The organism is Streptomyces albus subsp. albus (genome assembly GCF_000725885.1).
Lineage (GTDB): Bacteria > Actinomycetota > Actinomycetes > Streptomycetales > Streptomycetaceae > Streptomyces > Streptomyces albus.
Genome location: NZ_JODR01000022.1, coordinates 1 through 22,656 on the forward strand (window position 1 = coordinate 1; position 22,656 = coordinate 22,656).

24 protein-coding genes are annotated in these 22,656 nt (G+C 73.6%); 19 read left to right on the forward strand and 5 right to left on the reverse strand.

What is annotated here, in order from left to right; translation table 11 throughout:
• Positions 1–35: 35 nt before the first annotated feature.
• From IO40_RS0124280 to IO40_RS0124330, 11 genes are all read left to right on the forward strand, one after another.
• Positions 36–1,523 (forward strand): aldehyde dehydrogenase, encoded by a 1,488-nt coding sequence (locus IO40_RS0124280; protein WP_016471270.1) that lies wholly within the window; start codon positions 36–38, stop codon positions 1,521–1,523.
• 139 nt (positions 1,524–1,662) lie between these two features.
• Complete coding sequence (locus IO40_RS0124285) at positions 1,663–2,622, forward strand: VOC family protein (protein WP_016471271.1); 960 nt, start codon at positions 1,663–1,665, stop codon at positions 2,620–2,622.
• Positions 2,619–3,485: an aspartate dehydrogenase domain-containing protein gene (locus tag IO40_RS0124290; protein WP_016471272.1), complete on the forward strand. Its 867-nt coding sequence runs from the start codon at positions 2,619–2,621 to the stop codon at positions 3,483–3,485. The genes IO40_RS0124285 and IO40_RS0124290 overlap by 4 nt, the downstream gene beginning before the upstream one ends.
• Positions 3,482–4,300 carry an alpha/beta fold hydrolase gene (locus tag IO40_RS0124295; RefSeq protein ID WP_016471273.1) on the forward strand — a complete coding sequence of 273 codons (819 nt, stop codon included), beginning with the start codon at positions 3,482–3,484 and terminating at the stop codon, positions 4,298–4,300. Before IO40_RS0124290 ends, IO40_RS0124295 begins: the two co-directional genes overlap by 4 nt.
• Before the next feature lie 167 nt (positions 4,301–4,467).
• A complete protein-coding gene (locus IO40_RS0124300) occupies positions 4,468–4,989 on the forward strand; it encodes a cupin domain-containing protein (protein WP_016471274.1) in 522 nt (173 codons plus the stop codon).
• Complete coding sequence (locus IO40_RS0124305) at positions 4,989–5,756, forward strand: 3-oxoacyl-ACP reductase family protein (RefSeq protein ID WP_030405555.1); 768 nt, start codon at positions 4,989–4,991, stop codon at positions 5,754–5,756. Before IO40_RS0124300 ends, IO40_RS0124305 begins: the two co-directional genes overlap by 1 nt.
• Before the next feature lie 66 nt (positions 5,757–5,822).
• A complete protein-coding gene (locus IO40_RS0124310; RefSeq protein WP_031176129.1) occupies positions 5,823–6,611 on the forward strand; it encodes an SDR family oxidoreductase in 789 nt (262 codons plus the stop codon).
• A 25-nt stretch (positions 6,612–6,636) separates the two neighbouring features.
• Positions 6,637–8,322, forward strand: a complete 1,686-nt coding sequence (locus tag IO40_RS0124315) for a thiamine pyrophosphate-binding protein (protein ID WP_031176130.1) — start codon at positions 6,637–6,639, stop codon at positions 8,320–8,322.
• 70 nt (positions 8,323–8,392) lie between these two features.
• Positions 8,393–9,319 carry a PDR/VanB family oxidoreductase gene (locus IO40_RS0124320; protein WP_041968582.1) on the forward strand — a complete coding sequence of 309 codons (927 nt, stop codon included), beginning with the start codon at positions 8,393–8,395 and terminating at the stop codon, positions 9,317–9,319.
• Between the two features lie 25 nt (positions 9,320–9,344).
• On the forward strand, positions 9,345–9,563 hold the full coding sequence (locus IO40_RS0124325; protein ID WP_016471279.1) for a recombinase-like helix-turn-helix domain-containing protein: 219 nt from the start codon (positions 9,345–9,347) through the stop codon (positions 9,561–9,563).
• Positions 9,564–9,568: 5 nt separating this feature from the next.
• Positions 9,569–10,600: an aromatic ring-hydroxylating oxygenase subunit alpha gene (locus IO40_RS0124330; protein WP_016471280.1), complete on the forward strand. Its 1,032-nt coding sequence runs from the start codon at positions 9,569–9,571 to the stop codon at positions 10,598–10,600.
• Between the two features lie 76 nt (positions 10,601–10,676).
• Here the strand turns inward: IO40_RS0124330 and IO40_RS0124335 are convergent, their stop codons facing one another.
• From IO40_RS0124335 to IO40_RS0124345, 3 genes are all read right to left on the reverse strand, one after another.
• Positions 10,677–11,219, reverse strand: a complete 543-nt coding sequence (locus tag IO40_RS0124335; protein ID WP_016471281.1) for a MarR family winged helix-turn-helix transcriptional regulator — start codon at positions 11,217–11,219, stop codon at positions 10,677–10,679.
• A 73-nt stretch (positions 11,220–11,292) separates the two neighbouring features.
• A complete protein-coding gene (locus IO40_RS0124340; RefSeq protein WP_031176132.1) occupies positions 11,293–12,591 on the reverse strand; it encodes an acyltransferase family protein in 1,299 nt (432 codons plus the stop codon).
• Between the two features lie 79 nt (positions 12,592–12,670).
• Positions 12,671–13,513 (reverse strand): SGNH/GDSL hydrolase family protein, encoded by an 843-nt coding sequence (locus IO40_RS0124345; RefSeq protein WP_016471283.1) that lies wholly within the window; start codon positions 13,511–13,513, stop codon positions 12,671–12,673.
• 301 nt (positions 13,514–13,814) lie between these two features.
• On the opposite strand from IO40_RS0124345, the gene IO40_RS0124350 reads away from it, so the two are divergent.
• From IO40_RS0124350 to IO40_RS0124360, 3 genes are read left to right on the forward strand one after another with little or no spacing between them, the layout of a single operon-like run.
• Positions 13,815–14,510, forward strand: coding sequence for a response regulator transcription factor (locus IO40_RS0124350; RefSeq protein WP_016471284.1), 696 nt, complete (start codon positions 13,815–13,817; stop codon positions 14,508–14,510).
• Positions 14,507–15,979 carry a sensor histidine kinase gene (locus tag IO40_RS0124355; protein ID WP_016471285.1) on the forward strand — a complete coding sequence of 491 codons (1,473 nt, stop codon included), beginning with the start codon at positions 14,507–14,509 and terminating at the stop codon, positions 15,977–15,979. The genes IO40_RS0124350 and IO40_RS0124355 overlap by 4 nt, the downstream gene beginning before the upstream one ends.
• Positions 15,976–16,539, forward strand: a complete 564-nt coding sequence (locus tag IO40_RS0124360) for a GerMN domain-containing protein (protein WP_016471286.1) — start codon at positions 15,976–15,978, stop codon at positions 16,537–16,539. Before IO40_RS0124355 ends, IO40_RS0124360 begins: the two co-directional genes overlap by 4 nt.
• A 290-nt stretch (positions 16,540–16,829) precedes the next feature.
• On the opposite strand, the gene cynR is transcribed toward IO40_RS0124360, so the two are convergent.
• A complete protein-coding gene (gene cynR, locus IO40_RS0124365) occupies positions 16,830–17,831 on the reverse strand; it encodes a transcriptional regulator CynR (protein WP_016471287.1) in 1,002 nt (333 codons plus the stop codon).
• A gap of 157 nt (positions 17,832–17,988) precedes the next feature.
• On the opposite strand from cynR, the gene IO40_RS0124370 reads away from it, so the two are divergent.
• From IO40_RS0124370 to IO40_RS0124385, 4 genes are all read left to right on the forward strand, one after another.
• A complete protein-coding gene (locus IO40_RS0124370) occupies positions 17,989–18,585 on the forward strand; it encodes a carbonic anhydrase (protein WP_016471288.1) in 597 nt (198 codons plus the stop codon).
• Between the two features lie 67 nt (positions 18,586–18,652).
• The gene (gene cynS / locus IO40_RS0124375; protein WP_016471289.1) at positions 18,653–19,123 is read left to right on the forward strand and encodes a cyanase; all 471 of its coding nucleotides are present in this window, start codon (positions 18,653–18,655) and stop codon (positions 19,121–19,123) included.
• Positions 19,124–19,256: 133 nt separating this feature from the next.
• Positions 19,257–19,754 (forward strand): nucleoside deaminase, encoded by a 498-nt coding sequence (locus IO40_RS0124380; RefSeq protein WP_016471290.1) that lies wholly within the window; start codon positions 19,257–19,259, stop codon positions 19,752–19,754.
• An 82-nt stretch (positions 19,755–19,836) separates the two neighbouring features.
• Entirely contained in the window at positions 19,837–20,301 is a 465-nt protein-coding gene (locus IO40_RS0124385) for a nucleoside deaminase (RefSeq protein ID WP_030405567.1), read from the forward strand.
• A 111-nt stretch (positions 20,302–20,412) separates the two neighbouring features.
• On the opposite strand, the gene IO40_RS0124390 is transcribed toward IO40_RS0124385, so the two are convergent.
• Complete coding sequence (locus tag IO40_RS0124390) at positions 20,413–20,985, reverse strand: TetR-like C-terminal domain-containing protein (RefSeq protein ID WP_016471292.1); 573 nt, start codon at positions 20,983–20,985, stop codon at positions 20,413–20,415.
• A gap of 117 nt (positions 20,986–21,102) precedes the next feature.
• Here IO40_RS0124390 and IO40_RS0124395 point away from each other — a divergent pair, with 117 nt between their 5' ends.
• The gene (locus IO40_RS0124395; RefSeq protein ID WP_234029837.1) at positions 21,103–22,344 is read left to right on the forward strand and encodes an MFS transporter; all 1,242 of its coding nucleotides are present in this window, start codon (positions 21,103–21,105) and stop codon (positions 22,342–22,344) included.
• Positions 22,345–22,656: the final 312 nt, after the last annotated feature.

Below are 22,656 nucleotides of genomic sequence, written 5' to 3' on the forward strand. Positions count from 1 at the left end.
CCCCCCCCCCCCCCGTCCCGCATGGAGGTCCCCCGATGCTCGAACTCCCCGCCGACGAGGCCCTGATCGCGGGAGAATGGCGGCGCGGCGCCGGACCACCCGTCGACACCGTCGACCCGGCGACCGGCCGGACGCTCACCACCGTCCACAGCGTCTCCGCCGAGGAGACCCACGAGGCCGCCGAACGCGCTGCCGAGGCCGCCGCCGAACCGGTCTGGCGCGAGCTGCGCCCGCACCTGCGGGCCCGACTGCTGCACCGCATCGCCGAGTTGATCGAACACGACGCCGACCGGCTGGCCGATCTCCAGACCGCCGACACCGGCAAGAGCCGTACCGAGACCGGTGCCCTCGTCAGCAGCGCGGCCGGCACCTTTCGCTACACCGCCGCGGCACTGGAGACCGCCGAGGACGCCGTCACGCCCTCCCGGGGCCCGTACGTCACGCTGAGCCTGCACGAACCGATCGGCGTCGTCGGCGCCATCACCCCGTGGAACTCGCCGGTGGCCAGCGACGCCCAGAAGCTCGCCCCGGCGCTGGCCGCGGGCAACGCCGTCCTCCTCAAGCCCGCCGAGTGGACCCCGCTGGTCGCCCTCGCCCTGGGCCGACTGGTCCACCGGGCACTCGAAGAAGCCGCACTGCCCGCCGGGCTGCTCTCCGTACTGCCCGGCCCGGGCAGCGTCGTCGGCGAGGCGATCGTCGGCCACCCGCGCGTCGGCAAGGTCGCCTTCACGGGCGGCACCGCGACCGGACGCAGGATCGGGCGCGTCGCCGCGGAGAAGGTCATGCCCGTCTCGCTGGAACTCGGCGGCAAGTCGCCGACCATCGTCTTCGAGGACGCCGACCTGGAGCGGGCACTGGCCGGAGTCATGTTCGGCATCTTCTCCTCCAGCGGCCAGTCCTGCGTCGCCGGCTCCCGGCTGTTCGTGGCGCGCTCGCGCTACGAGGAGTTCACGGACGAACTCGTCGCCCGCACCCGCGATTTGCGCGTCGGCCCCGGAACCGACCCGGACACCCAGGTTGCCCCGCTCGTCCACCACCGGCACCGGGACGCCGTCGCGGCGCACGTCGAGCGGGCCCGGGCGGAGGGAGCACGCGTGCGGTGCGGAGGGCGAGCACCCGAGGGCGAGCGCTGGCGCGACGGCGCCTACTACCTGCCCACGGTCCTGGACGGGCTGCCCCACTCCGCCGCCGTGTGCCAGGAGGAGATCTTCGGCCCCGTACTCGTCGCCCTGCCGTTCGACGACGAGGACGATCTGGTCGCCCAGGCCAATGACAGCGTCTACGGCCTCGCCTGCGGCATCTGGACCGCCGACCACCGCACCGCGTGGCGCGTGGCGCGGCGTATCGAGGCCGGGACGGTGTGGATCAACACCTACAAGCAGTTCAGCGTCTCCACCCCGTTCGGCGGCATGAAGGACAGCGGGCTGGGCCGGGAGAAGGGCCGCGAGGCCATCCGCGGCTACCAGCGGCAGAAGAGCCTCTACTGGTCGACCGACGACCACCCGCTGCCCTGGGCCGGCTGACCGCAGCCCCCACCGTCACCGGGCCGTACGGCCGGCCGCGGCACCGCGCCGCCCACCGTCCCGCCGCCCCCGCACCGGACCGTCACCGCGAGCCGCGTGCCCCCGACCACCGCCCCCGCCCGCACAGTTGGAGACGACGATGCCGCACGACGCCGCCCCGCACGAGCCCATCGCACGGCTGCGTGCCCTGCGCTCCGTGGAGTTGCACACCCCCGCCTTCACCGAGGCCGCCGACTTCTACACCGAAGTGTGGGGCCTGGAGACCGTCGAGTCCGGCCGCGACGGCGTCTGGCTGCGCGGAACCGGCGAGGAGCACCACGCCCTCGCGCTGCGCCCCGCCGAGCGCAACGGGCTCGGGCGGATCAGCTTCGCCGTCGCGACCCCCGCCGAGATCGACGAGGCGGCCCGCCGGCTGCTGCTGCGGGGCATCGTCCCCGTCGCCGGTCCCGGACCGCTGGAGCAGGCGGGCGGCGGCTACGGGCTGCGGTTCACCGACCCCGAGCACCGGCTGATCGAGCTGAGCGCCCACACGGAGGCCGTCGCACCGCGCGGCAGGGACGCCGCGGTGCCCGTCGGGGTCACCCACGCCGTGCTCAACACCGCCGACATCGACGCCCTCGTCGGCTTCTACTGCGACGTCCTCGGCCTGCGGGTCTCGGACTGGTCGGAGCACCAGATGGCGTTCCTGCGCTGCAACGCCGACCACCACTGCATCGCCTTCAACCAGGCGGAGTGGGCGTCGCTCAACCACGTCGCGTACGAGATGACGTCGCTCGACCACTTCATGCGCGGGCTCGGCCGGCTGCGGCACCACGGCATCGTCCCCGAGTGGGGGCCGGGCCGGCACGGACCGGGTGACAACACCTTCTCCTACTTCACCGACCCGGCCGGACTGGTGTGCGAGTACACCTCCGAGGTCGCCCAGATCGTCGAGGACGCCTGGATCGCCCGCGTCTGGCGCCGCACCCCCGAACTCTCCGACCTGTGGGGCACGGCAGGGCCGCCCTCCGCGCAGATCCGCGCCCACATGGCCGGCCGCCCCGACCCCGGCCCGCTCGCCGCGAACCGCGCATCCGCTCCGCAGGAGGCCACCGCATGACCGCCACCACCCGCCCCGCCGCCCCCGCGGCCTCCCGCACCTGCGCGGGTCCGCCGCAGGCCCCTTCCCGTACCACCCGCACGGTGGGCCTCGTCGGCTGGGGAGCCATCGGCCGTGTCGTCGGCCGGGCCCTCGCGGAAGGAGCCGTCCCCGGCGCCGCGCTGGCATGCGTGGTCGACAACCGGGTGCTCGGCAGCGACTGCCCGGCGCCCCAGCTCGGCTTCGAGGACGCGTTGCAGCGCTGCGATCTGATCGTGGAGGCGGCGGGCCAGGCCGTCGTCCGCGAGTGGGGCGAGCGTGTGCTGCGCTCGGGCACCGACCTGCTGATCGCCTCGACCGGCGCGCTGACGGACGCCGGCCTCTTCGTCCGGCTGCGCGATGCGGGGCCCGGCCGGGTCTACTTCACCGGCGGAGCCGTCGGCGGCCTCGACCTGTTGCAGGCCGTGCGGGGGCTGGGGCCCCTCGACGAGGTCCGGCTGACCACCACCAAACTGCCCTCCACCCTGGAACAGCCGTGGATGGACGAGCGGCTGCTGGCCCGGTTGCGCACCGCGGAGGCGCCGGTCGAGGTGATGACGGGCACCGCGCGGGACGTGCCCGCCAAGTTCCCCCGGTCCACCAACGTCGCCGCCTCGGTCGCCCTCGCCGTCGGCGACCTCGACCGGGTCACGGTACGCGTCGTCGCCGACCCGGCCGCCACCCGGACCCGGCACCTCATCGAGGCGTCCGGCAGCCACGGTGCCTACCGTTTCGAGGTCGAGCACCGGCCCGACCCGGCCAACCCGGCCACCAGCCAGGTCGTGCCCCACGCGGTGCTGCGCAGCCTCGCGGCGCTCGCCGGGCGGACGGGGCAGATCCTGTGAGCGGCACGGCCGGGACGGCGTACGACATCGACGGGCTGCATCTCGAACAGGCCGGACAGGACGGGCCGCTGCTGGTCTGCCTGCACGGCATCGGCTCCTCCTCCGCCGCCTTCGTCCCGCAGCTCGACGGGCTCTCCGCACGGGTGCGCCTCCTCGCCTGGGACGCGCCCGGATACGGCAGGTCCGCCGACCCCCGCGGCCCGCTGGACCTCGACGGCTTCGCCGACACGGCGGCTGCCCTCATCCGGCGCCATGCCGGGGAGGGCGGCCGGGCGCACCTCCTCGGCGTCTCCTGGGGCGGAGTCGTCGCGCTCAAGGCCGCCGTCCGGCACCCGGCGCTCGTGGCGAGCCTCGTCGTCGCCGACAGCAGCCGCGGCTCGGGGACCGACCCGCGAAAAGCGGCGGGCATGCGGGCACGCGTTGCCGAGCTCGCCGAACTCGGTCCCCGCGCCTTCGCCGAGAAGCGCGGCCCGCGACTGGTCTCGCCCGAGGCGCCGGCCGCCCTCGTCAGGCGCGTCACCGACACCATGGCCGATGCCGTCCGGCTGCCGGGCTACGGCTACGCCGCCGAGTCCATGGCCGCCACCGACCTCGGCCCCTTCCTCCCCGCCGTCACCGCGCCCGCGCTCGTGCTGTGCGGGGACCGGGACCAGGTCACCGGCGTCGAGGCGAGCCAGTCCCTCGCCGGCCCCCTCCACAAGTCCGCCTACGTGATCGTCAAAGGCGCCGGTCACCTGGCCAACCAGGAACAGCCCGAGGCGTTCAACGCCTGGGTGCTGTCCCACCTGAGCATCACCGACCGCATCCCCGAGTGAACAGCCCTCCGGGGCGGGCCCACGACCGGCACCAACGGGCACCACCGCCGGCACCCACTACCGGCACACAACCGGCACCAGGACCGGCACAGACGACCGGCACCCAACGACCGGCACCCAACGACCGGCACCCAATGACCCCACCCACGACCGAAAAGGAGCACACCATGCCTCTCTCCACCACCGCGTACGACAACGGCGGCGACCTGGCCGCCTACACCGACAGCCTCATCGCGACCCGGGAGAGCCGCGAGCCCGACTGGGACACCCTCGCCTTCCAGACCAAGGCCGGTGAGCAGTACCGCCGCGCACAGATCCGCTACGTCGGCTCCGGCGCCACCGGGAACCACGAGGGCGACAACCGGATACTGCCCTCCGGCGGCTTCACCTTCTCCAACATGCTGCTGCCGCCCGGCGCCGAGGGCCCCGAGCACACGCACCACGACGTGGAGGAAGCCTTCTTCGTCCTGGAGGGCGAGGTCCGCGTCGGCATCCACCGCGGCAAGGACGAGGTCGAATACCGCACCCTGGGCTACCGCGACATGATCGTCGTCCCGGCCGGCGTCGCCCGCAGCCTCAAGAACGAGGGCGACACCGACGCGCTGTTCTGCGTCGTCATCGGCACGCAGAAGCCGCAGGTGCCGACCTACCCCGAGCACTCGCCCATGCACGGCGTGACGCGCGACTGATGAGCGCGCACAGCAGGCACGACAGTGGCAGGCGGACCGTCGTCGTCACCGGCGCCGGCCGTGGCCTCGGACTGGCCACGGCCCGCCGGGTCGCGGCGGACGGACACCGCGTCGTCGTCGCGGAACTCGACCCGGAGCGGGGCGAGTCCGCCACCGGGGCGCTGCGCGCGGAAGGCGCCGACGCGCACTTCGTCCGGGTGGACGTCGCCGACCCCGAGTCGGTGGCGGCGCTGGCCGGACAGGTGGCCGCACTCGGCCCCGTGCACGGGCTCGTCAACAACGCGGGCCTGGCGGACGCGGTCGGCGGCAAGGAGTTCCACGAGATCGACGTGGCCGAGTGGGACCGCATCATGACGGTCAACGCCCGCGGCCCCTGGCTCGTCGCCCGGGCACTGCTGCCCCATCTGGTGGCCACCGGCAGCGGGCGCATCGTCAACCTCGCCTCGGACGCGGCGCTGTACGGCTCGCCGAGGCTGGCCCACTACATCGCCTCCAAGGGCGCGGTCATCTCCCTCACCCGGGCGATGGCCCGCGAGGTCGGTGACAAGGGCGTCACCGTCAACGCCGTCGCCCCCGGCATCACCGAGGGCGAGTCCACCGACCGGGTACCGGCCGAACGGCACGCGCTCTACCGCACGCTGCGGGCGATCTCCCGCCCCCAGCAGCCGGACGATCTGACCGGGCTCATCGCCTTCCTGCTCGGCCCGGAGGCCCGCTACCTCACCGGACAGGTGATCGCCGTCAACGGCGGCTTCACCATGCACTGACCCCGGCCCTCCGGGCCGCCGCCCGACCACCGGACCATCCCCGCCTCACCCACCACGGAGAACGCCATGGACCTCGGCCTCGCCGACCGCACCGTACTCGTCACCGGCGGAAGCTCGGGCGTCGGCCTGGCCACGGTCCGCGCGCTGCTCGACGAGGGCGCCCGCGTGGCCACCTGCGGCCGGGACGCCGACCGGCTCGCCCGGGCGGCGGCCCGCCTCGACGCCGGCCCCGACCAGCTGCTGACCGGCGTGTGCGACGTACGGGACGCGCACGCCGTACGGGAGTTCACCACGCGAGCCGCAGCACACTTCGGCGGCCTCGACGGGCTGGTGAACAACGCCGGACAGTCCCGTATGAAGCGGCTGGCCGAGACGACGGCCGAGGACTGGCGGGACGAACTGGAACTGAAGTTCGCCGGGGTGCTCAACCCCCTGCACGCGGCCCTCGGACCGCTGCGCGCCTCCGACGCCGCCGCCGTCGTCAACGTCAACGCCGTGCTCGCCAAGCAGCCCGAACCCCGGCTGATCACCACCAGCGCCGCCCGCGCCGGCATCCTCAACCTCTCCAAGTCCCTGGCCACCGAACTCGCCGGCGACGGCATCCGCGTCAACTCCGTGTGCCTCGGACTCATCGACACCGGCCAGTGGACGCGCCGCCACGCCGCGGCCGGCTCCGGCATGCCGTACGAGGAGTGGCAGGCCGAACTCGCCGCCGACCGGGGCATCGCGCTGGGCCGGCTCGGCCGCGCCGAGGAGGTCGCCTACGCGATCGTCACCCTGCTCTCGCCCCGCGCCTCCTACATCACCGGCACCGGCATCGACGTCTGCGGCGGAGTCGGCCGCGGCGTCGCCTGACCGACCCCCTCCCAGGAGCCCCTTCATGAACCAGCCCTCCGCACCACCTGACGGCGGGGACCTCCTCGTCGCCCTCCTATGCCACCTGGGCATCGACACCGTCTTCGGCATCGTCAGCGTCCACAACCTGCCCCTGGTGGCGGCCGTCGACCGCGAGCTGCGCTTCGTCCCCGTACGCCACGAGGCCACCGCCGTCAGCGCGGCCGACGCCTACGGCCGCGCCCGCGGCGGCATCGGCTGCGCCCTCACCAGCACCGGCACGGGCGCCGGCAACGCCGCCGGCTCACTCGTGGAAGCCCTCTCCGCCGGTGCGCCCGTCCTGCACATCACCGGACAGATCGACAGCGCCCACCTCGGCCGCGGACGCGGATTCATCCACGAGACGAAGGACCAGCTGGGCATGTTGCGCGCGGTCTCCTCGTACGCGGCGACCGTGCCCGACGCCGCACGGGCGGCCGGCGTACTGTGCGAGGCCGCCACCGCCGCGCTGACGGCACCCGCCGGACCGGCCAGCGTGGAGTGGCCGATCGACCTCCAGTACGCCGCACAGGACCCGGCCGTGCTCGACGCGCTCACGGCGGGACCCGGCACCGTACGGCCCCCGCACCCGGCGCCCGCCCCCGACGACGGCGAACTCGACGCCGCCGCCCGGCTGTTGGCCCGGGCCCGGCGCCCCCTGGTGTGGGCCGGCGGCGGGGCCGCGGTCTGCCGCACCGAGCTGACCGCCCTGCTGGAGCGCACCGGCGCCGGACTGCTGACCAGCAACTCCGGACGCGGCGTGATCCCCGAGGACGACCCCCGCGTGATCGGCAACTTCGCCACCACCCCGGCCGGCCGCGCCCTGCTCGCCGACGCGGACGTACTGCTCAGCGTCGGCACCCACTTCCGGTCCAACGAGACCGCCGACTACAGCCTGGAACTGCCCGCGGCACACATCCAGATCGACCTCGACGCCGACGCGCTCGGCCGCTCCTACCCCGCCCGCCACCGACTGCACGGACACGCCCCCCACGTGCTGGCCGCCCTGCTCGGCCGGCTGCCGGAGCAGACCGCCGCCGACGAGAACTGGGCCGCCCGTCTCCACGCGGTCCGCACGGAAGTACGCGACCGGCTGCGCGTCTCGATCGGCCCGCAAGCCGCCCTCTGCGACGCCCTGCGCGCCGCGCTGCCACGCGAAGCCGTCATCGCCCGGGACGTGACCATCGCCTCCAGCAGCTGGGGCAATCGGCTGCTGGAGATCTTCGACCCCCGCGACAACGTCTTCCCGCGCGGCGGCGGCATCGGCCAGGGCCTCGGCATGGGCATCGGAGCCGCCCTCGCCCGCCCCCAGGCACCCACGGTCGTCATGGCCGGCGACGGCGGGCTCGCCGTCCACCTCGGCGAACTCCTCACCCTCGCCCAGACCCGGCCCCGCCTCACCCTCGTCGTCCTCAACGACGGCGGATACGGCGTGCTGCGCAACATGCAGGACCGCTACTTCGACCGCCGCAGCGGAGTGGACCTCACCACCCCCGACTTCGCGCTGCTCGCCCGCGCCTGCGGCCTGCCCTACGCCCGCATCGCCGCGGAGGAGGAAGCCGGCCCCGTCCTCGCCGACGCAGTCGCCGCCGACGGGCCCACCCTCGTCGAGGTCGATCTGGGGGCGCTCGGCCCCATGAAGACCCCCTTCACCCCGCCGGTCAAGCTGCCGGCCCCCACCACCGCCCCGTGAGGAGGACGACGCCGTGCACACACCGACCGAACCGGCCGAGGAGACGCGACTCGACCTGCTCGTCCACCGCATGACCTGGGAGGCCGCAGGCGTCCTCACCGTCGAACTGGTCCACCCCGACGGCAAACCCCTGCCCGCCTGGGAACCCGGCGCCCACCTCGACCTGCACATCGGCGGGCATGTCCGCCAGTACTCCCTGTGCGGCGACCCGCAGGACACCGGCCGCTACCGCCTCGGAATCCTCGACGAGCCCGCCTCGCGCGGCGGCTCCCGTTACGTGCACACCACCCTGCGCCCCGGCGCCACCGTCCGAGCCCAGGGGCCGCGCAACCACTTCCGGCTCGCCCCGGCCGGCCGCTACGTCTTCGTCGCGGGCGGCATCGGCATCACCCCGCTGCTCCCCATGGCCCGGGAAGCCGCACGGGCCGGCACACCCTGGCAGTTCGTGCACGGAGGCCGCAGCCGCGACTCCATGGCCTTCGGCGCCGAACTCGCCGCCATGGCCGGCCCCGACCACGAAGTGCGGCTCCATCCGCAGGACGAGTACGGCCACATCGACCTGGATGCCGCCCTCGCCCCCCTCACCGAGGACCCGTCCGCCCTCGTCTACTGCTGCGGCCCCGAACCGCTGCTCGCCGCCGCCGAGGAGCGCTGCGCCGCCCTCGGCGCCGCCGGCCGGCTGCACGTCGAGCGCTTCGCGGCTCCGGTGGTCGAGCGCACCGGCGACGACGCCGCCTTCCCCGTGGAGCTGCGCCGCACCGGGCACACCGTCGTGGTCGGCGCCGACAGCAGCGTCCTGGAGGCCGTCGAGGCGGCCGGTGTGCCCGTGCCCAGCTCGTGCCGCGACGGCATCTGCGGCACATGCGAGACCCGCGTACTCGAAGGCGTCCCCGACCACCGCGACTTCCTGCTCAGCGAGACCGAACGGGACAGCGGCGCGACCATGATGATCTGCGTCTCGCGCTGCGCCTCCGACCGTCTCGTCCTCGACCTGTGACCGAACCGCCGCACCTGGAGCCGAGATGACCCAGCGCTACCTCGAAGTGCACCAGACCCGCACCCACGAGCCCACCCCGTACGAGTACAAACTCGCCGCCACCCTCGAAGAGGTCTTCACCCAGGTCGGGCACGACCTGGCCGACGTGGTGCGCGGCCTCAACGCCCGCCAGGTGCACGCCCCCGACGGCAGGCCCTGGACCGAGCAGTCCTTCCGCGACGAGATGCACCGCCTGGGAGCGTGAGACCCATGACCACCGCCGCCACCCCGGCCCCGACCGCCGACCACATCTACGCCACCGGGCTGCGCAACCAGTGGCACCCCGTCGTCCCCTCCCGCTTCGTCGCCCCCGGCGCCCTGCGCAAGGTGACAGCGCTCGGCGAACAATGGCTGCTCTTCCGGCGCTCCGACGGCACCCTGCACATGCTCGCCGACCGCTGCCCGCACCGGGGGGCGCCGCTGTCCCTGGGCAAACACCTCGGCGACCGCGTGGCCTGCTGGTACCACGGCGTCGAGGTCGACGGTGAGGGCACCGTCACCTCGGTACCCGGGCTGCCCGGCTGCAACCTGGAGGGCAAGCAGCTCGTCCGGAGCCTGCCCGTACGGGAGACCGGCGGCGCGATCCTCGCCTACTTCGGCGACCCCCGGCACCCCGAGCCCTGCGACCTCACCCTCCCCGACCCCCTCACGGACCCGGAGTGCGACTCCTTCCTGTGCTACGCGGAGTGGGAGACGCCCTGGCGGTACGGCATGGAGAACCTGCTGGACCCGATGCACGGCGCCTTCCTCCACCACGAGTCCCACACGATGTTCGACGGGGACACCACCGCCAAGTTCCGTATCCGGGAGACCGGCCGCGGCTACTTCTTCGAGAAGACCGACCAGCGGGGCGTCAACTTCGACTGGGTGGAGCTGTGCCGCACCGGCGTCGACTGGGTCGACCTGTCCATCCCGTACCCGCCCTCGGCGGGACCCGGCGGCCCGTTCGGCATCGTCGGCATGATCTGCCCCATCGACGAGCGGCGCAGCGGCGTCTTCTTCTGGCGCTACCGCCGCGTACAGGGCTGGCAGCGCGACACCTGGCGCTTCCTCTACCGCACGCTCATCGAGGAGCGGCACTGGGAGGTGCTGGAACAGGACCGGGTCATGCTGGAGGGCATGCCGCGCGACGCCGACCAGGCGGAGAATCTCTACCAGCACGACCTCGGCGTGGTCCGGCTGCGCCGGCTCTACCGCGCCGAGGCGGAGAAGCAGGCGGCGGCCCTGGCCGGCGCGAACTGAGACCGGGACGCAACCCGCGGCGCACCCCCGGCCGGCCCGAGTGGACACGGCCGGGCCGGCCGGGGGCGGGGAGAGGCTAGGACTCCTCCTGGCGTGCGGCGTCGAGGGAGACTTCCAGCTTGCGCAGCAGGGTGCTCAGCTGTCCGCACTCCTCGGCGGTCAGACCGGCGAGCATGTGCCGCTCCTTGTCGAGGTGCTGGACGAACAACTCGTCGATCACCCTCAGCCCTTCCGGCGTGAGCCGGCAGTGCACCACTCTGCGGTCCTCGCTGTCGCGCTCGCGCACGATCAGCCCGTCCTTCTCCAGCCGGTCCAGCCGCAGCGTGACCCCCGCGGAGCTGATCAGCCCGCTGGCCGCCAGCTCGCCCGCGGTGAGCTGGAAGGGCTCCCCGGCCCGGCGCAGCGCCGTCAACACGTCGAAGCCCGCCCAGGACAGTCCGTGTTCGCTCACCGGACGGTTGGTCTGCGCCTGGTACAGCACGAACGTACGGTGCAGCCGGGCCAGTACCTCGAGCGGCGTGGTGTCCAGCTCGGGACGCTCGCGCCTCCAGTCCTCGATGATGGCCGCGACCGCGTCCTTCCGTTCGCCGGCATCGGCACCACGCTGCTTGCCAGGCACCCGGGCCCTCCCTCAAATCGTCTGATCCTTGAAAAATACCCGCCCCCGGCCTGGCGGGTGCGCACCGGAGGCGTCACGCCGGCGCGCAGTGCCCGGGGAGGGCGGGCCCGGCGGCGACCTCTCGTGCACCGACGGCGAGTTGTGAGATGTCCACGGAGCCCGCGCCCAGCGGGGGCCGGGGCAGCAGCGTCCACAGGACGGCCGTGGCGGCGAGTGCGGCGGCCAGTACGAGGGCGCCGGTCCGCCCGGTGGTCCAGGAGGCGCGGTGCCGTACGGGGTTCTCCAGCAGGTACGTGGAGAGCGCGGCGGCGAGCAGGGAGAGCCCGATGAGGGCGACGGCGCGCGGCCATCCGCCGAAGCCGAGGGTTTCGGGCGGGAGCAGGACGTAGAGGGGCCAGTGCCACAGGTAGAGGCTGTAGGAGAGCTCTCCCAGCCGGCGGGGCGGCGCCGCGCCGAGGATCCGCCCGGCGTGTCCGTCGGGTGAACCGGCCAGCAGGGCGATCAGCGCTGCGGCGGCGAGTGCGTGCAGGAACAGTCCGCCGGTGAACAGTGAGGGGCTGTGCTCCCCGTCGGTGACCGCCCAGTAGGCGGCCAAGCCGCAGACGAGTGCCCCGCAGGCCAGGTCGGCCGCCCGGCCGTGCAGCCGGCCCAGAGCGTGGCGGACGGGGGCGGTGGCGGCGAGCGAACCGAGCAGCAGCGCCGCGGCGCGGGTGTCGGTGCCCTCGTACAGGCGGGTGGTGTCGACGGCGTGCGGCAGCAGGAGCATCGCCGCCAGGGAGGCCAGGGCGCTGGCCGCGGAGACGGCCGCGGTCCAGTGTTCCGGCCGCCGCAGCCGGGCCAGGAGGGCGACCACCAGCGGCCACAGCAGGTAGAACTGCCACTCGACGGCGATGCTCCACAGGTGGCTGAAGACGCGGGTGCCCGAAGCGTCCCAGTAGCCGATCCGTTCGGCGATGTAGTGCCAGTTCGCCGCCTGGGCCGCCGCCCAGGGCGCGTCGTCGAGGGCGAGACGCAGCAGGACGGCCGAGCCGGATGCCCACGTCAGCAGCAGCGTGCCGACCCCCATGGCGGCCAGTGCGGGCAGCAGCCGCCGGGCGCGGCGGGTGAGGAAACGGGCGAGGCCGACGGTGCCGGTCGTACCGGCCTCCCGCAGGAGGAGCCCGGTGATCAGGAAGCCGGACAGCACGAAGAACAGGTCGACTCCGAGGAATCCGCCGCTGAAGAGCCCTGCGTGGAAGAGGAGTACGCCCAGGACGGCGGCACCGCGCAGGCCGTCCAGCGGTGCGATGTGTGCGCGGCCCGCATCCCGCCGGGGAACACGGGCCCTCGGGGCGCGCCGGCGGGATGCGGGAGTGAGCGGGAGGGTCGGCATGGCAGCAGTCCTTCGGGCCCCGCCGGCACGGGCCGACGGGGCATGGGTGGGGTGGGGGGGAGAGCGGGGTGGCCGCGCCTCAGCGGCAGCCGAGGTCCGCGTAGTGCCCGGAGCCGGTCCACGCCCCCTGGGCCCACTTGCGGGGAGGGGCCGGGGCGAATCCGTACTGCTTGCCGAGCTTCTCGCCGAACCACTTGGCGAACGCCGCCGCTCCCTGCTGGCAGGCGTGGATCCCGTCGGAGGAGCGCTGGGCCCGCCGCGCGCGGCTGTCGGTGCCCCACAACTCCGCGGAGTCGAAATAGTGGATTTTTCCACCGCTCCGGGCGGCAGCTTGCCGGGCGGCCCTGGGGGCGCTGCGGATGGCCTTCTCGTGCGGCTTGTAGAAGTCGTCGACGGTGAAGGGCGGGGCGGAGACGATCACCAGTTCGGCACCGGCGTTCCGGGCGGTGCGGCCCAGCTTCTCGTAGGCGTGGCGCTGCCCGGCCTCGGTGTCCCAGTCGTAGGTGGTGATCTGGTAGGCGATGACGTCCGGGTGGAAGGCGGCGATGTCCTTCGACAGCCGCTTCCAGGTGTGCGCCGCGATCTGCTTCGTGGGTCCCTGTCCCGCGACCACCGTGCCGCCTCCGGTCGAGCTGGCGTCCTTGAAGCGGAGCCCCGCGGCCTTCGCCGCCGCGGCCAGGGCCGGTGCCTCGCCGCCGGCGATCGAGTCGCCCATCCACAGCACCTTCTTGCCGCCGCCGTGCCGCGACGTGCTTCCGTCGGTGCCCGCGCCGTCGTGCGCGGCCGTCTGCCCGCCGCATGCGGTCAGCGCGAGGAGCGCCCCGGTGACCAGGGCGCTGCCGAGGGCGGGGCGGCGGAGGGGACGGACGGTGGCACGGGTGGCGGAGGCGGCGCGCCGGGCGGTGTTCATGTGTGCGTTCATGCCGGTCAGGCAAGCACCGTCCGGGCCTCGGATCCGCCGTTGTCATCGACTCATCATGATCCGGGAGAGGGACGGTCATCGCGGCGCGGCTGCGGACGCGCCCGGGGCCGGGTGAGGAGGACGGCTGTCATCGTTTCCTCACACAATGGAGAGCAAGCGATCAAACAGGCAGCCGATCATTGGGCAAGCGGCTGCCCGGGGCGGGCCGTGCTCCCGCGGACGGGACCGGGACCGTACGGCACCGGCACCGGGCGACCGTCCGGAAGGCCGCCGACGACAGAGGACCGACGAGAAGAACACCATGACCAAAGTCCTGCTCATCGAGGACGACCCGGCCGTGCGCCGCGGCGTCACCCTCGCCCTGCGCCGCCGCGGCCACGAGGTCGAGGAGGTGGCCAGCGGGGAGGACGGCCTGGCCTCGCTGGAGGACTTCCGGCCGGATCTGGTCCTGCTCGATCTGATGCTGCCCGGTATGAGCGGCCTGGAGGTGTGCCGCCGCATCCGCGCGGTGCGGCAGTTGCCGATCATCATCCTCTCGGCGCGGGGCGACGACCTCGACATGGTGATGGGCCTGGAGACGGGCGCCGACGACTACATCGTCAAACCGGCCAGCGGCGAGGTCCTGGAGGCCCGGATGCGTGCCGTGCTGCGCCGCCTCGCCCCGCAGCCGTCCGGCCCTCCCGGACCCGACGGTCCCCGTGAGACGCACGGCCGCCTCGTCCTCGACCGGCAGGCGCTCCAGGTCTTCAAGGAGGGCACCGAACTCCTGCTGGCCCCCTCGGAGCTGAAGCTGCTGCTGTTCCTGTCCGCCGCCCCGGGACAGGTCTTCAGCCGCCAGCAGCTCCTCGAACAGGTGTGGGAGCACAGTTACTACGGGGACGCCCGCCTGGTGGACGCGTGTGTGATGCGGCTGCGGGCCAAGATCGAGGACGATCCGCGCCGGCCGGTGTACGTGCAGACGGTGCGTGGCTTCGGCTACCGGTTCGGACCGCTGTGAGGCGCACGTCCCCGCGGCCCGTGCGCCCTGCCCGGTCCCGCCTCCGCCCCCGCCGGCCCGTGCAGAGCCTCCGTACCCGTCTGGTGCTCACATTCTTGGCCGTCTCGGCGCTCAGCGCCCTGCTCACCTCCGCGCTCACCTTCCGGCAGGCACGCGCCGCCATCCTCGACCGCGCGCAGGACGCGGCCGTGTCCGATCTGCGCGTCCAGACCGACTCACTCGCCCCGGGCCTGCCCGCGACGCCGTCGCGCAGCGATCTGACGGCCCTGGTGAAGCAGCTCGATCTCGTGGGTGAGTCCCGGCAGTGGCGCACCTCGGCCGAGTACGGTGACCTGCGCGCCGGTGCGGGCGGCATTCCCCGGGAGCTGCGGACCGCCGCCCGCGACGGCGGAACCGTGCGGCAACGCGTGGAGCGCCACGGTGAGCCGTGGCTGCTGATCGCCATGCCGGTCGAGCGGACGCGGGGCAGTGGCGCCTCGGGCCTGACGGTGTACGCGGCCCTCTCCCTGCACGACGAGAAGACCGACATCGCGGCGCTGGTCACCGCCGCGCAGGCCGGAGCGGTCCCCGCGCTGCTGTTCGCGCTGGTGCCGGCCCTGCTGGCGGCGCGCAGCCTGCTGCGTCCCGTACGGCGTCTGCGCAGCGCGGCCGAGGAGATCACCGGGGGCCGTCTGGACACCCGGCTGCCGGTGACGGGCCGTGACGAACTCGCCGATCTGACCCGCACGTTCAACGAGATGGCCGCCACCTTGGAGCGGGACGACGCCGAGCTGCGCCGGATGGGGGAGAACGCGCGCCGGTTCGCCGCCGACGTCTCCCACGAGCTGCGCACCCCGCTCGCCGCGATGGCGGCGGTGACCGAAGTGCTCGACGAGGGCGCCGCGGACCTGGACCCGGACACGGCCGACGCGGTCCGCCTCGTCAGCGACGAGACCCGCAAACTCACCCGGCTTGTGGACGATTTGATGGAGATCTCCCGCTTCGACGCGGGCGCGGCGGCCCTCCACCTGGACGAGGTGGACCTGGCCACCTCCATCCGCAAGACGCTCCAGCTGAGGGGCTGGTCGGGCCAGGTGAACGCGGAACTGCCCGAGGGCGTGCGGGCCCGGCTCGACCCGCGCCGCCTGGACGTGGTGCTGGCCAATCTCGTGGGCAACGCCCTGCGGCACGGAGGCCCGCCCGTCACCGTGCGGGCACACCAGGCCGGCCCCCGGGTCGTCGTCGAGGTCCGCGACGGGGGGCCGGGCATCCCCGAGGAGGTGCTCCCGCACGTGTTCGACCGGTTCTACAAGGCCGACTCCGCCCGCACCCGCTCGCACGGCAGCGGTCTCGGACTGTCCGTCGCGCGGGAGAACGTCCGCCTCCACGGCGGCACCCTGACCGCCGCCAACCCTCCGGGCGGCGGCGCGCTCTTCACCGTCACCCTGCCGTCGGCCGCGCCGCAGGACCGTGCCGGGGAGGCGTCATGAGGCGCCGGGTTCTCCTTGCGGCGCTGGTGCCACCCCTGGTGGCGGGGCTGCTCACCGGGTGCGGCGTCAGCACCACGGGGCCCGAGGCGGCGGGCGCCCCCGCGAGCGGGTTGGCGTCCCCCGGCAGCGAGCTGCACCATGCCCGGCTCTACTTCGTCGGCCCGCACGGCAGCCAGGTGGTCTCGCGCCGCACCCCGGCGGCGCTCGGCCCGCAAGCGGCGCTCGACCTGCTGCTCGACGGCCCCACCCGGGCCGAACGCGCCCGGGGCCTGCACAGTGTGCTGCCGCCGATGAACGGCGGGCTGACGGCACGCCCCGCCGGCCGGGGCAAGGTCTCGGTCGACCTGCCGTACGAGATCGCGGACATGGAACTGGCCGCCGTCGGCCAGATCGCCTGCACGGCGGCCGATGCCGAGCTTCCCGGCGATGTCCCGCCGGACGAGGTCGATGTCGACCTCTACGAACTCGGCGAGCGGGAGCCGTTCACCGTCCACTGCAACAGCAAGGGCAACGTCGTACCGGCGGACGCCCCCGACCGGTCGGCCGCACCGTCCCGGTGAGGGCCGCGCGGGGCCCGCGGGGTCCCGCCCCGCCCGCCTGGTGGCCGCTCGGGCAAACGCACCACACCGGGCCCGGTCGTTGCCGCCCGGGCCCGGTGGCAGGCGGCCGCGGCACGCCGCCTCGGTGTGCGGCCGTGACCCGTGCCCCGTCGTCCGCCCGGCGAGGCACGGGGAGCGAGTCCACATCGTCCCGGGCACGGTCCCTGCGGTCCGGGGCGGGGCAAAGGATACGGAGCACGCACACCGCGCCGATCCCCTGTCCCGGTGCGGGGCCGGGGTGCGCGGGAACGTCAGGGCCCGGCCGCTGCGGCCGGGCCGTCCTCGCGCTCGTCTGCCGCCCTCATGCCCCCTTCCTCGTCCGGCTGTCCGGCCCGGTGGTCACCGCCGGCCGGTGGGTAGCCGCGCTCCCGCACCAGGTGCCGGGCCAGTGCGGTGAAGGCGCGGGCCGCCGCGCTCTGGTACGCGTTGTCCCGCCGCAGCAGGACGACCCGCCGCGCCGGCAGCGGCGGGTCGAGCGCGACGGGGGTCAGATGGGGGTGGTCGTCGGTGATGGCGTCGGGGAGCACCGTGGCCAGGGCGGGCGTGCGCCGCACGATTTCGGTGAGGGCCTGGATCGAGTTGGCCTGCACGGAGATGGGAGGGCTGATGCCGTGGCGGGCGAAGTAGCCGTCGATGTGGACGCGCGTCGCGAAATCCTCGCTGAGCAGGGCGAGGCGCTGCTCCGCCAGCGCGCCCACCGGCAGGGGAGGGGGCGGGCTTTTTCCCGGGGCGTGCGCGGTCACCACCAGGCTGAGCGTCTCGGTGAACAGCCCGGTCGCCGTGATGCCGGGCAGATGAGGGCCTTCGAAGGCGATGCCGAGGTCGAGTTCGTCGGCCGCGAGACCGGCTTCGATACGGTCCTGCGCCATTTCCCGCACGTCGAGGGTGAGGCCCGGGTGCCGGCCGTGGAGTTCCTGGACGAGGGGGCCGAGCAGATAGGCCGTGAAGGTCGGGGTCATGGCCAGGCGCAGACTGCCGCGGGACAGGTCGGCGACATCCCGTACGGCACGGTCGGCGGCGGCCAGGTCCCGCAGGGCGCGCCGGGCGTAGTGCACGTAGGCGCCGCCGGCGTCGGTGAGCCGGACGCGTCTGCCGCTGCGGTCGAGCAGACGGGCGCCCACGGCCCGCTCCAGCTGTCTGATCTGCTGGGACAGGGTGGGCTGGGAGATCCGCAGTTCTTCGGCGGCACGGGTGAAACTGCCGTGCTCCGCCACGGCGATCAGATAACGCAGATGGCGCAGCTCCGGACCCATGCCGAAAGCATAGATGCGGCGAACGGGTCGCGCGCGGATTCCTATAGATGCAAGTAATAGCTGCAATGGGTAGTGAGTCTTGGACTCTATACGCCCTGGTCGTGCAGGGTGGAAAACGCCAGGCCGCAGGGGCCGGCATGCCACGACAGGAGGGGAAATGCACCACCTCTGGGATGGCGTGGCGCGATTTCGGCGTCATGTCTTTCCCGCCGAAGCGGAGCGGTTCGCCCGGCTGGCCGCACATCACCGGCCCAGCACGCTGTTCATCGGCTGCTCCGACGCCCGGGTGCCACCGGAGACGATCACCCAGAGCGGGCCCGGCGAACTGTTCGTCGTCCGGACCGCCGGCAATCTCGTCCCCGCCCACACGCCGGGCGCGGACGGTGTCACCGCGACCGTCGAATACGCGGTCGCCGTACTCGGTGTGCGTGACATCGTCGTCTGCGGTCACTCCGCCTGCGGCGCGATGACGGCCCTGGCCGAACAGCACGACCTGAGCGCGACACCGGCGCTCGCCGACTGGCTGCGGCACGCGGACGCGGCCCGGGCCCGCGCCGCCGCTCCGAAGGAGCCGGGCCGGGACCGGGTGGCCGCGCTCGTGCGGGCCAACGTGGCCGCACAGCTCACCAATCTGGCCACCCATCCTTCCGTGGCCCGTGCACTGGCCGAGCGGCAGCTCGCCTTGCACGGCTGGGTCTTCGACATCCCCTCGGGCACCGTCGCGACGGTCGACCTCCCGGCCGCCGTCGCCTGACCACTCATCTCCGACCCCCGACCGCCCGGGCCGCCCGGCCCGGCCCCGTACGACAGGAGCACCTCTCATGACGCACGCCCAGTTGTCGCCCGCCGCCCGTGAGGCCGTGACCGAGGCCGCCGTGGCCGCCAAGATCCGCAAGGACCTGACGTGGCAGCAGATCGCGGACGCCGCACAGCTCTCGGTCGCCTTCGTCACCGCCGCCGTACTCGGCCAGCAGGCGCTTCCCCGGCAGGCCGCCGAGGCCGTCGGGGAGCTGCTGGAGCTCGACGAGGACGCCGTCCGCACGCTGCAGACCATCCCGATGCGGGGTTCCATCCCGGACCGTGTCCCGACCGACCCGACGATCTACCGCTTCTACGAGATGCTCCAGGTCTACGGCACCACGTTGAAGGCTCTGGTGCACGAGCAGTTCGGTGACGGCATCATCAGCGCGATCAACTTCAAGCTCGACGTGCAGAAGGTCGCCGACCCGGAGGGCGGCGAGCGGGCCGTCATCACGCTGGACGGCAAGTACCTGCCGACCAAGCCGTACTGAGCCGCACCCCTCGCCCGCGTCAGCGGGTTCCCGGCCGCGGCGGGCCGGGACCGGTTCGCCGGCCCGCCGCCCCGTACGTTCCCCACACACACCGTCCGCCGGTCGGACGGGTGCACCCGCAAGGAGCACACCCATGGACTTCGCCCAGCGCACCATCGACATCGCCCGCAAGAACGTCGAAGAGGGCGGACGCCCCTTCGCCACCGTCATCGTCAAGGACGGCGACGTGCTCGCCGAGAGCCCCAACAAGGTCGCCCAGACCTCGGACCCCACGGCCCACGCGGAGATCCTCGCCATCCGCGAGGCGTGCACCAAGCTGGGCACCGAGCATCTGGTGGGCACGACGATCTACGTCCTCGCCCACCCTTGCCCCATGTGCCTGGGCGCGCTCTACTACTGCTCTCCCGACGAGGTCGTCTTCCTCACCAGCCGCGACGCCTACGAGCCGCACTATGTCGACGACCGCAAGTACTTCGAACTCGCCACTTTCTACGGCGAGTTCGCCAAGGACCACACCGAGCGGCGGCTGCCGATGCGGCACGAGCCGCGGGACGCCGCCGTCGATGTCTACCGTCTGTGGCAGCAGCGGAACGGCGGCAGCCGACGTGTCGCCGACGCCCCCACCGCCTGAACCAGGGCGGGCAGCACGCTGTTTCGGACCGCGCCTGTGAGGACTTGATTCTGTGCCGACCGCCGATCCGACCCCCGACGAGATGGGGCACCTGCAACGGGCCGTGGAGCTGGCCGCCGAAGCGCTGGAGGCCGGGGACGAACCCTTCGGTTCGGTCCTGGTCGATGCCGGCGGCCGGGTCCTGGCCGAGGAGCGCAACCGGGTCAACAGCCTCCACGACCGCACCCGGCACCCGGAGTTCGCGCTGGCGCGGTGGGCCGCCGCCCATATGCCGGAGCAGTCGCGTGCCGCCGCCACCGTGTACACCTCCGGTGAGCACTGCGCCATGTGCTCCGCCGCCCACGGGTGGGCCGGTCTCGGCCGTATCGTGTATGCGCACTCGACCGCTCAGCTCACCCGGTGGCTCACGGAATGGGGTGTGCCTTCCTCCCCCGTCAGCCCGTTGCCGGTCCAGGAGGTCGTGCCCGGCCTGGCCGTCCAGGGGCCGGTTCCCGAACTGGCGGAGCAACTTCGCGGGCTGCACCGCAGCTTCCACGGCCGCGGATGATTCCTCGCCGGCGCGGGCGGGGGCGGCGGCCGGCCTCGGGGGAGGGGGCCGGCCGCGCCTCCCGGGCCGGTCATGGGCGTACGCGTACGCGCGCGGGTACAGGGGGTGCGGTCAGTCGCCCAGGAGATGTGACACGAGGCCCCGTGTCCATTCGGGGCTGAGGGGCTCGTCGGTGAAGACGGCCCGGTAGTAGAGGGGGGCGATCAGGGCGTCAGTGGTCTGCTCCGGGGTGGGGGGCTCCCCGCCCCGGCACCGCTCCCGTTCGAGGATGGCTTCGATCTGCTGACGGCGTTCCCCGCGGCATGCGGCGGCGCCTTGTTCCCCGCCGGAGCCGAGGGTGGCGCGGACCAGGGCGAGGGTGTCCGGGTCGCCGAGGTCCTTGGCGAGACTGGAGGCGTAGCGTTCCAGGTCCCCGCGGAGGCTTCCGGTGTCCGGCACCACGATGTCACCGGAGAACCGGCTGGTCGCGACGTCGGCGAGCAGTTCACCGACGGTGCCCCAGCGGCGGTAGACCGTGGTGGCGTGCACACCGGCGCGGGCGGCGACGACCGGGATCGTCAGGGGTTCGCTGGTCTCGTCGGCGACCAGTTCCTGGACGGCTCGGTGGACGGCCGCGCGGACCCGGGCGGAGCGGCCCCCCGGCCGGCTCCCGGCCTGTGGAGAAGAGGAAGCGCTAGTGGACACCCGGCCAGTATCGCACTGATCGCTGCCTTTTTGGCGCAGTGATCACTGCGTTTGTGTTAGCGTAAAAGCCACTAACGCATAGATCGCTGCGAGATGTATATGTCCACTGACTCCGCTGTGTCCGCCATACCCTCCGACGAGGCCGGGGGCAGGCGCCGCGTGCGACGCGGAGCCGCCTTCGCGTCGGTCGCCGCCGTCTTCGTCGTCTTCCTGGCCGCCTCCAGCGTGCCGTCCCCGCTCTACCCCATCTACCAGCAGGAATGGCACTTCGCCGCGTGGGTGATGACCGCTGTCTTCGCCCTGTACGTCGTCGGTCTGCTCGGCTCGCTGCTCGTCATCGGGGCCCTCTCGGACCACCTCGGCCGCCGGCCGGTGCTCGCCTCGGCGATCGCGCTGGAGGCCGTCTCGCTCCTGCTGTTCCTCACCGCCGGGAACGTGACCGTCCTGGCAATCGCCCGGGTCCTGCAGGGCGTCGCCACCGGTGCGGCGACGACCACGCTGAGCGCCGCCCTCGTCGATCTCGAACCGCCGCACGCCCGTGGCCGCGCCGGCGTCCTCACCTCGGTGGCCCCGCTGACCGGGCTCGCCCTCGGCGCGCTCGGCTCCGGGGCACTGGTGGAGTTCGGCCCCGCCCCGACCCGCCTGGTCTACGCCCTGCTGCTCGGCGTCATGGTGCCGGCGGCCGTGCTCACGGCCCTGCTGCCGGAGACCTCCCCGCGCAAGCCCGGAGCCGTCGCCTCCCTGCGGCCCCGGGCCGCGTTGCCCGCGCACCTGCGCGCGGACATCGTCCCGGTGGTGCCGGCGATGATCGCCAGCTGGGCGCTGACCGGGCTGTTCCTCTCCCTCGGCCCGTCCGTCGCGGCCCAGCTGCTGGGACTGCACAGTCACCTGGCCGGCGGCGTCGTCGTGACCCTGCTGGCCGGAACCGGGGCGCTCGCCGTCGCCGTGCTCCGCTCCCGTCCCGCGTCCTCGCTGCTGGCCCCCTCCTCCGCGCTGCTCGGGCTCGGCGTCCTGGCCGCACTCGCCGGAACCATGGACGACCTCCTCTGGCTCGCCGCCGCCGGCACCGCGGTCGCCGGCGTCGGCGTCGGCGCCTCGGTGCTGGCGACGTTCGGAACCTTCGCCCGGCTCGCCGGACCGCACGAGCGCAGTGCCGTCTTCGCCTCGGCGAACGTGATCAACTACCTCGGCAACAGCGTGCCCGCCGTGCTCGGCGGCATCGCCGTCACCGCTCTCGGCCTGCGCACCGCCACCGAGATCTACGCAGCGGCGATCGTGGTGATCGTCGCCGCCGCCTTCTTCCTGCGTCTCTTCCAGCTCAGGGCGGAACGCCGCGTCGTCGCGGCCCCGTGCGAGTGAGCCGCCGCCCCGCCGAAAGCTTCCGTCGAAAGCCGCCCCGGGCGCCGGGGCGGCTTCGGCCGGTGATCCGGCCGACTGCCGGTGATTCCTGTGCGAGGGGAAGAGCGAGGGACTCCCGGCGGAGGCGCAACGTCCCCCCGGAGTTGAGCCACGAGCCGGTCACCGGCACGGTCCGAGCCCGAATCCGCGACGGCTTCCCGTGAGCTCCCGTCCCCTCCCCGCCGGGTCCGGAAAAAAATTCCGGCGGCGATGTCGAGAACCCGCGTCCGGCTCCGTCCCCGGGGTGAGCGCGACACAATGGGTCGCCCGAGA

Excerpts from the sequence above, each read along its gene's own strand:
- IO40_RS0124280 (WP_016471270.1), top strand. The coding sequence starts at position 36 with ATGCTCGAACTCCCCGCCGACGAGGCCCTGATCGCGGGAGAATGGCGG.
- IO40_RS0124285 (WP_016471271.1), top strand. The coding sequence starts at position 1,663 with ATGCCGCACGACGCCGCCCCGCACGAGCCCATCGCACGGCTGCGTGCC.
- IO40_RS0124290 (WP_016471272.1), top strand. The coding sequence starts at position 2,619 with ATGACCGCCACCACCCGCCCCGCCGCCCCCGCGGCCTCCCGCACCTGC.
- IO40_RS0124300 (WP_016471274.1), top strand. The coding sequence starts at position 4,468 with ATGCCTCTCTCCACCACCGCGTACGACAACGGCGGCGACCTGGCCGCC.
- IO40_RS0124305 (WP_030405555.1), top strand. The coding sequence starts at position 4,989 with ATGAGCGCGCACAGCAGGCACGACAGTGGCAGGCGGACCGTCGTCGTC.
- IO40_RS0124310 (WP_031176129.1), top strand. The coding sequence starts at position 5,823 with ATGGACCTCGGCCTCGCCGACCGCACCGTACTCGTCACCGGCGGAAGC.
- IO40_RS0124315 (WP_031176130.1), top strand. The coding sequence starts at position 6,637 with ATGAACCAGCCCTCCGCACCACCTGACGGCGGGGACCTCCTCGTCGCC.
- IO40_RS0124320 (WP_041968582.1), top strand. The coding sequence starts at position 8,393 with ATGACCTGGGAGGCCGCAGGCGTCCTCACCGTCGAACTGGTCCACCCC.
- IO40_RS0124325 (WP_016471279.1), top strand. The coding sequence starts at position 9,345 with ATGACCCAGCGCTACCTCGAAGTGCACCAGACCCGCACCCACGAGCCC.
- IO40_RS0124330 (WP_016471280.1), top strand. The coding sequence starts at position 9,569 with ATGACCACCGCCGCCACCCCGGCCCCGACCGCCGACCACATCTACGCC.
- IO40_RS0124340 (WP_031176132.1), bottom strand. The coding sequence starts at position 12,591 with ATGCCGACCCTCCCGCTCACTCCCGCATCCCGCCGGCGCGCCCCGAGG.
- IO40_RS0124345 (WP_016471283.1), bottom strand. The coding sequence starts at position 13,513 with ATGAACGCACACATGAACACCGCCCGGCGCGCCGCCTCCGCCACCCGT.
- IO40_RS0124350 (WP_016471284.1), top strand. The coding sequence starts at position 13,815 with ATGACCAAAGTCCTGCTCATCGAGGACGACCCGGCCGTGCGCCGCGGC.
- IO40_RS0124360 (WP_016471286.1), top strand. The coding sequence starts at position 15,976 with ATGAGGCGCCGGGTTCTCCTTGCGGCGCTGGTGCCACCCCTGGTGGCG.
- cynR (WP_016471287.1), bottom strand. The coding sequence starts at position 17,831 with ATGGGTCCGGAGCTGCGCCATCTGCGTTATCTGATCGCCGTGGCGGAG.
- IO40_RS0124370 (WP_016471288.1), top strand. The coding sequence starts at position 17,989 with ATGCACCACCTCTGGGATGGCGTGGCGCGATTTCGGCGTCATGTCTTT.
- cynS (WP_016471289.1), top strand. The coding sequence starts at position 18,653 with ATGACGCACGCCCAGTTGTCGCCCGCCGCCCGTGAGGCCGTGACCGAG.
- IO40_RS0124380 (WP_016471290.1), top strand. The coding sequence starts at position 19,257 with ATGGACTTCGCCCAGCGCACCATCGACATCGCCCGCAAGAACGTCGAA.
- IO40_RS0124385 (WP_030405567.1), top strand. The coding sequence starts at position 19,837 with ATGGGGCACCTGCAACGGGCCGTGGAGCTGGCCGCCGAAGCGCTGGAG.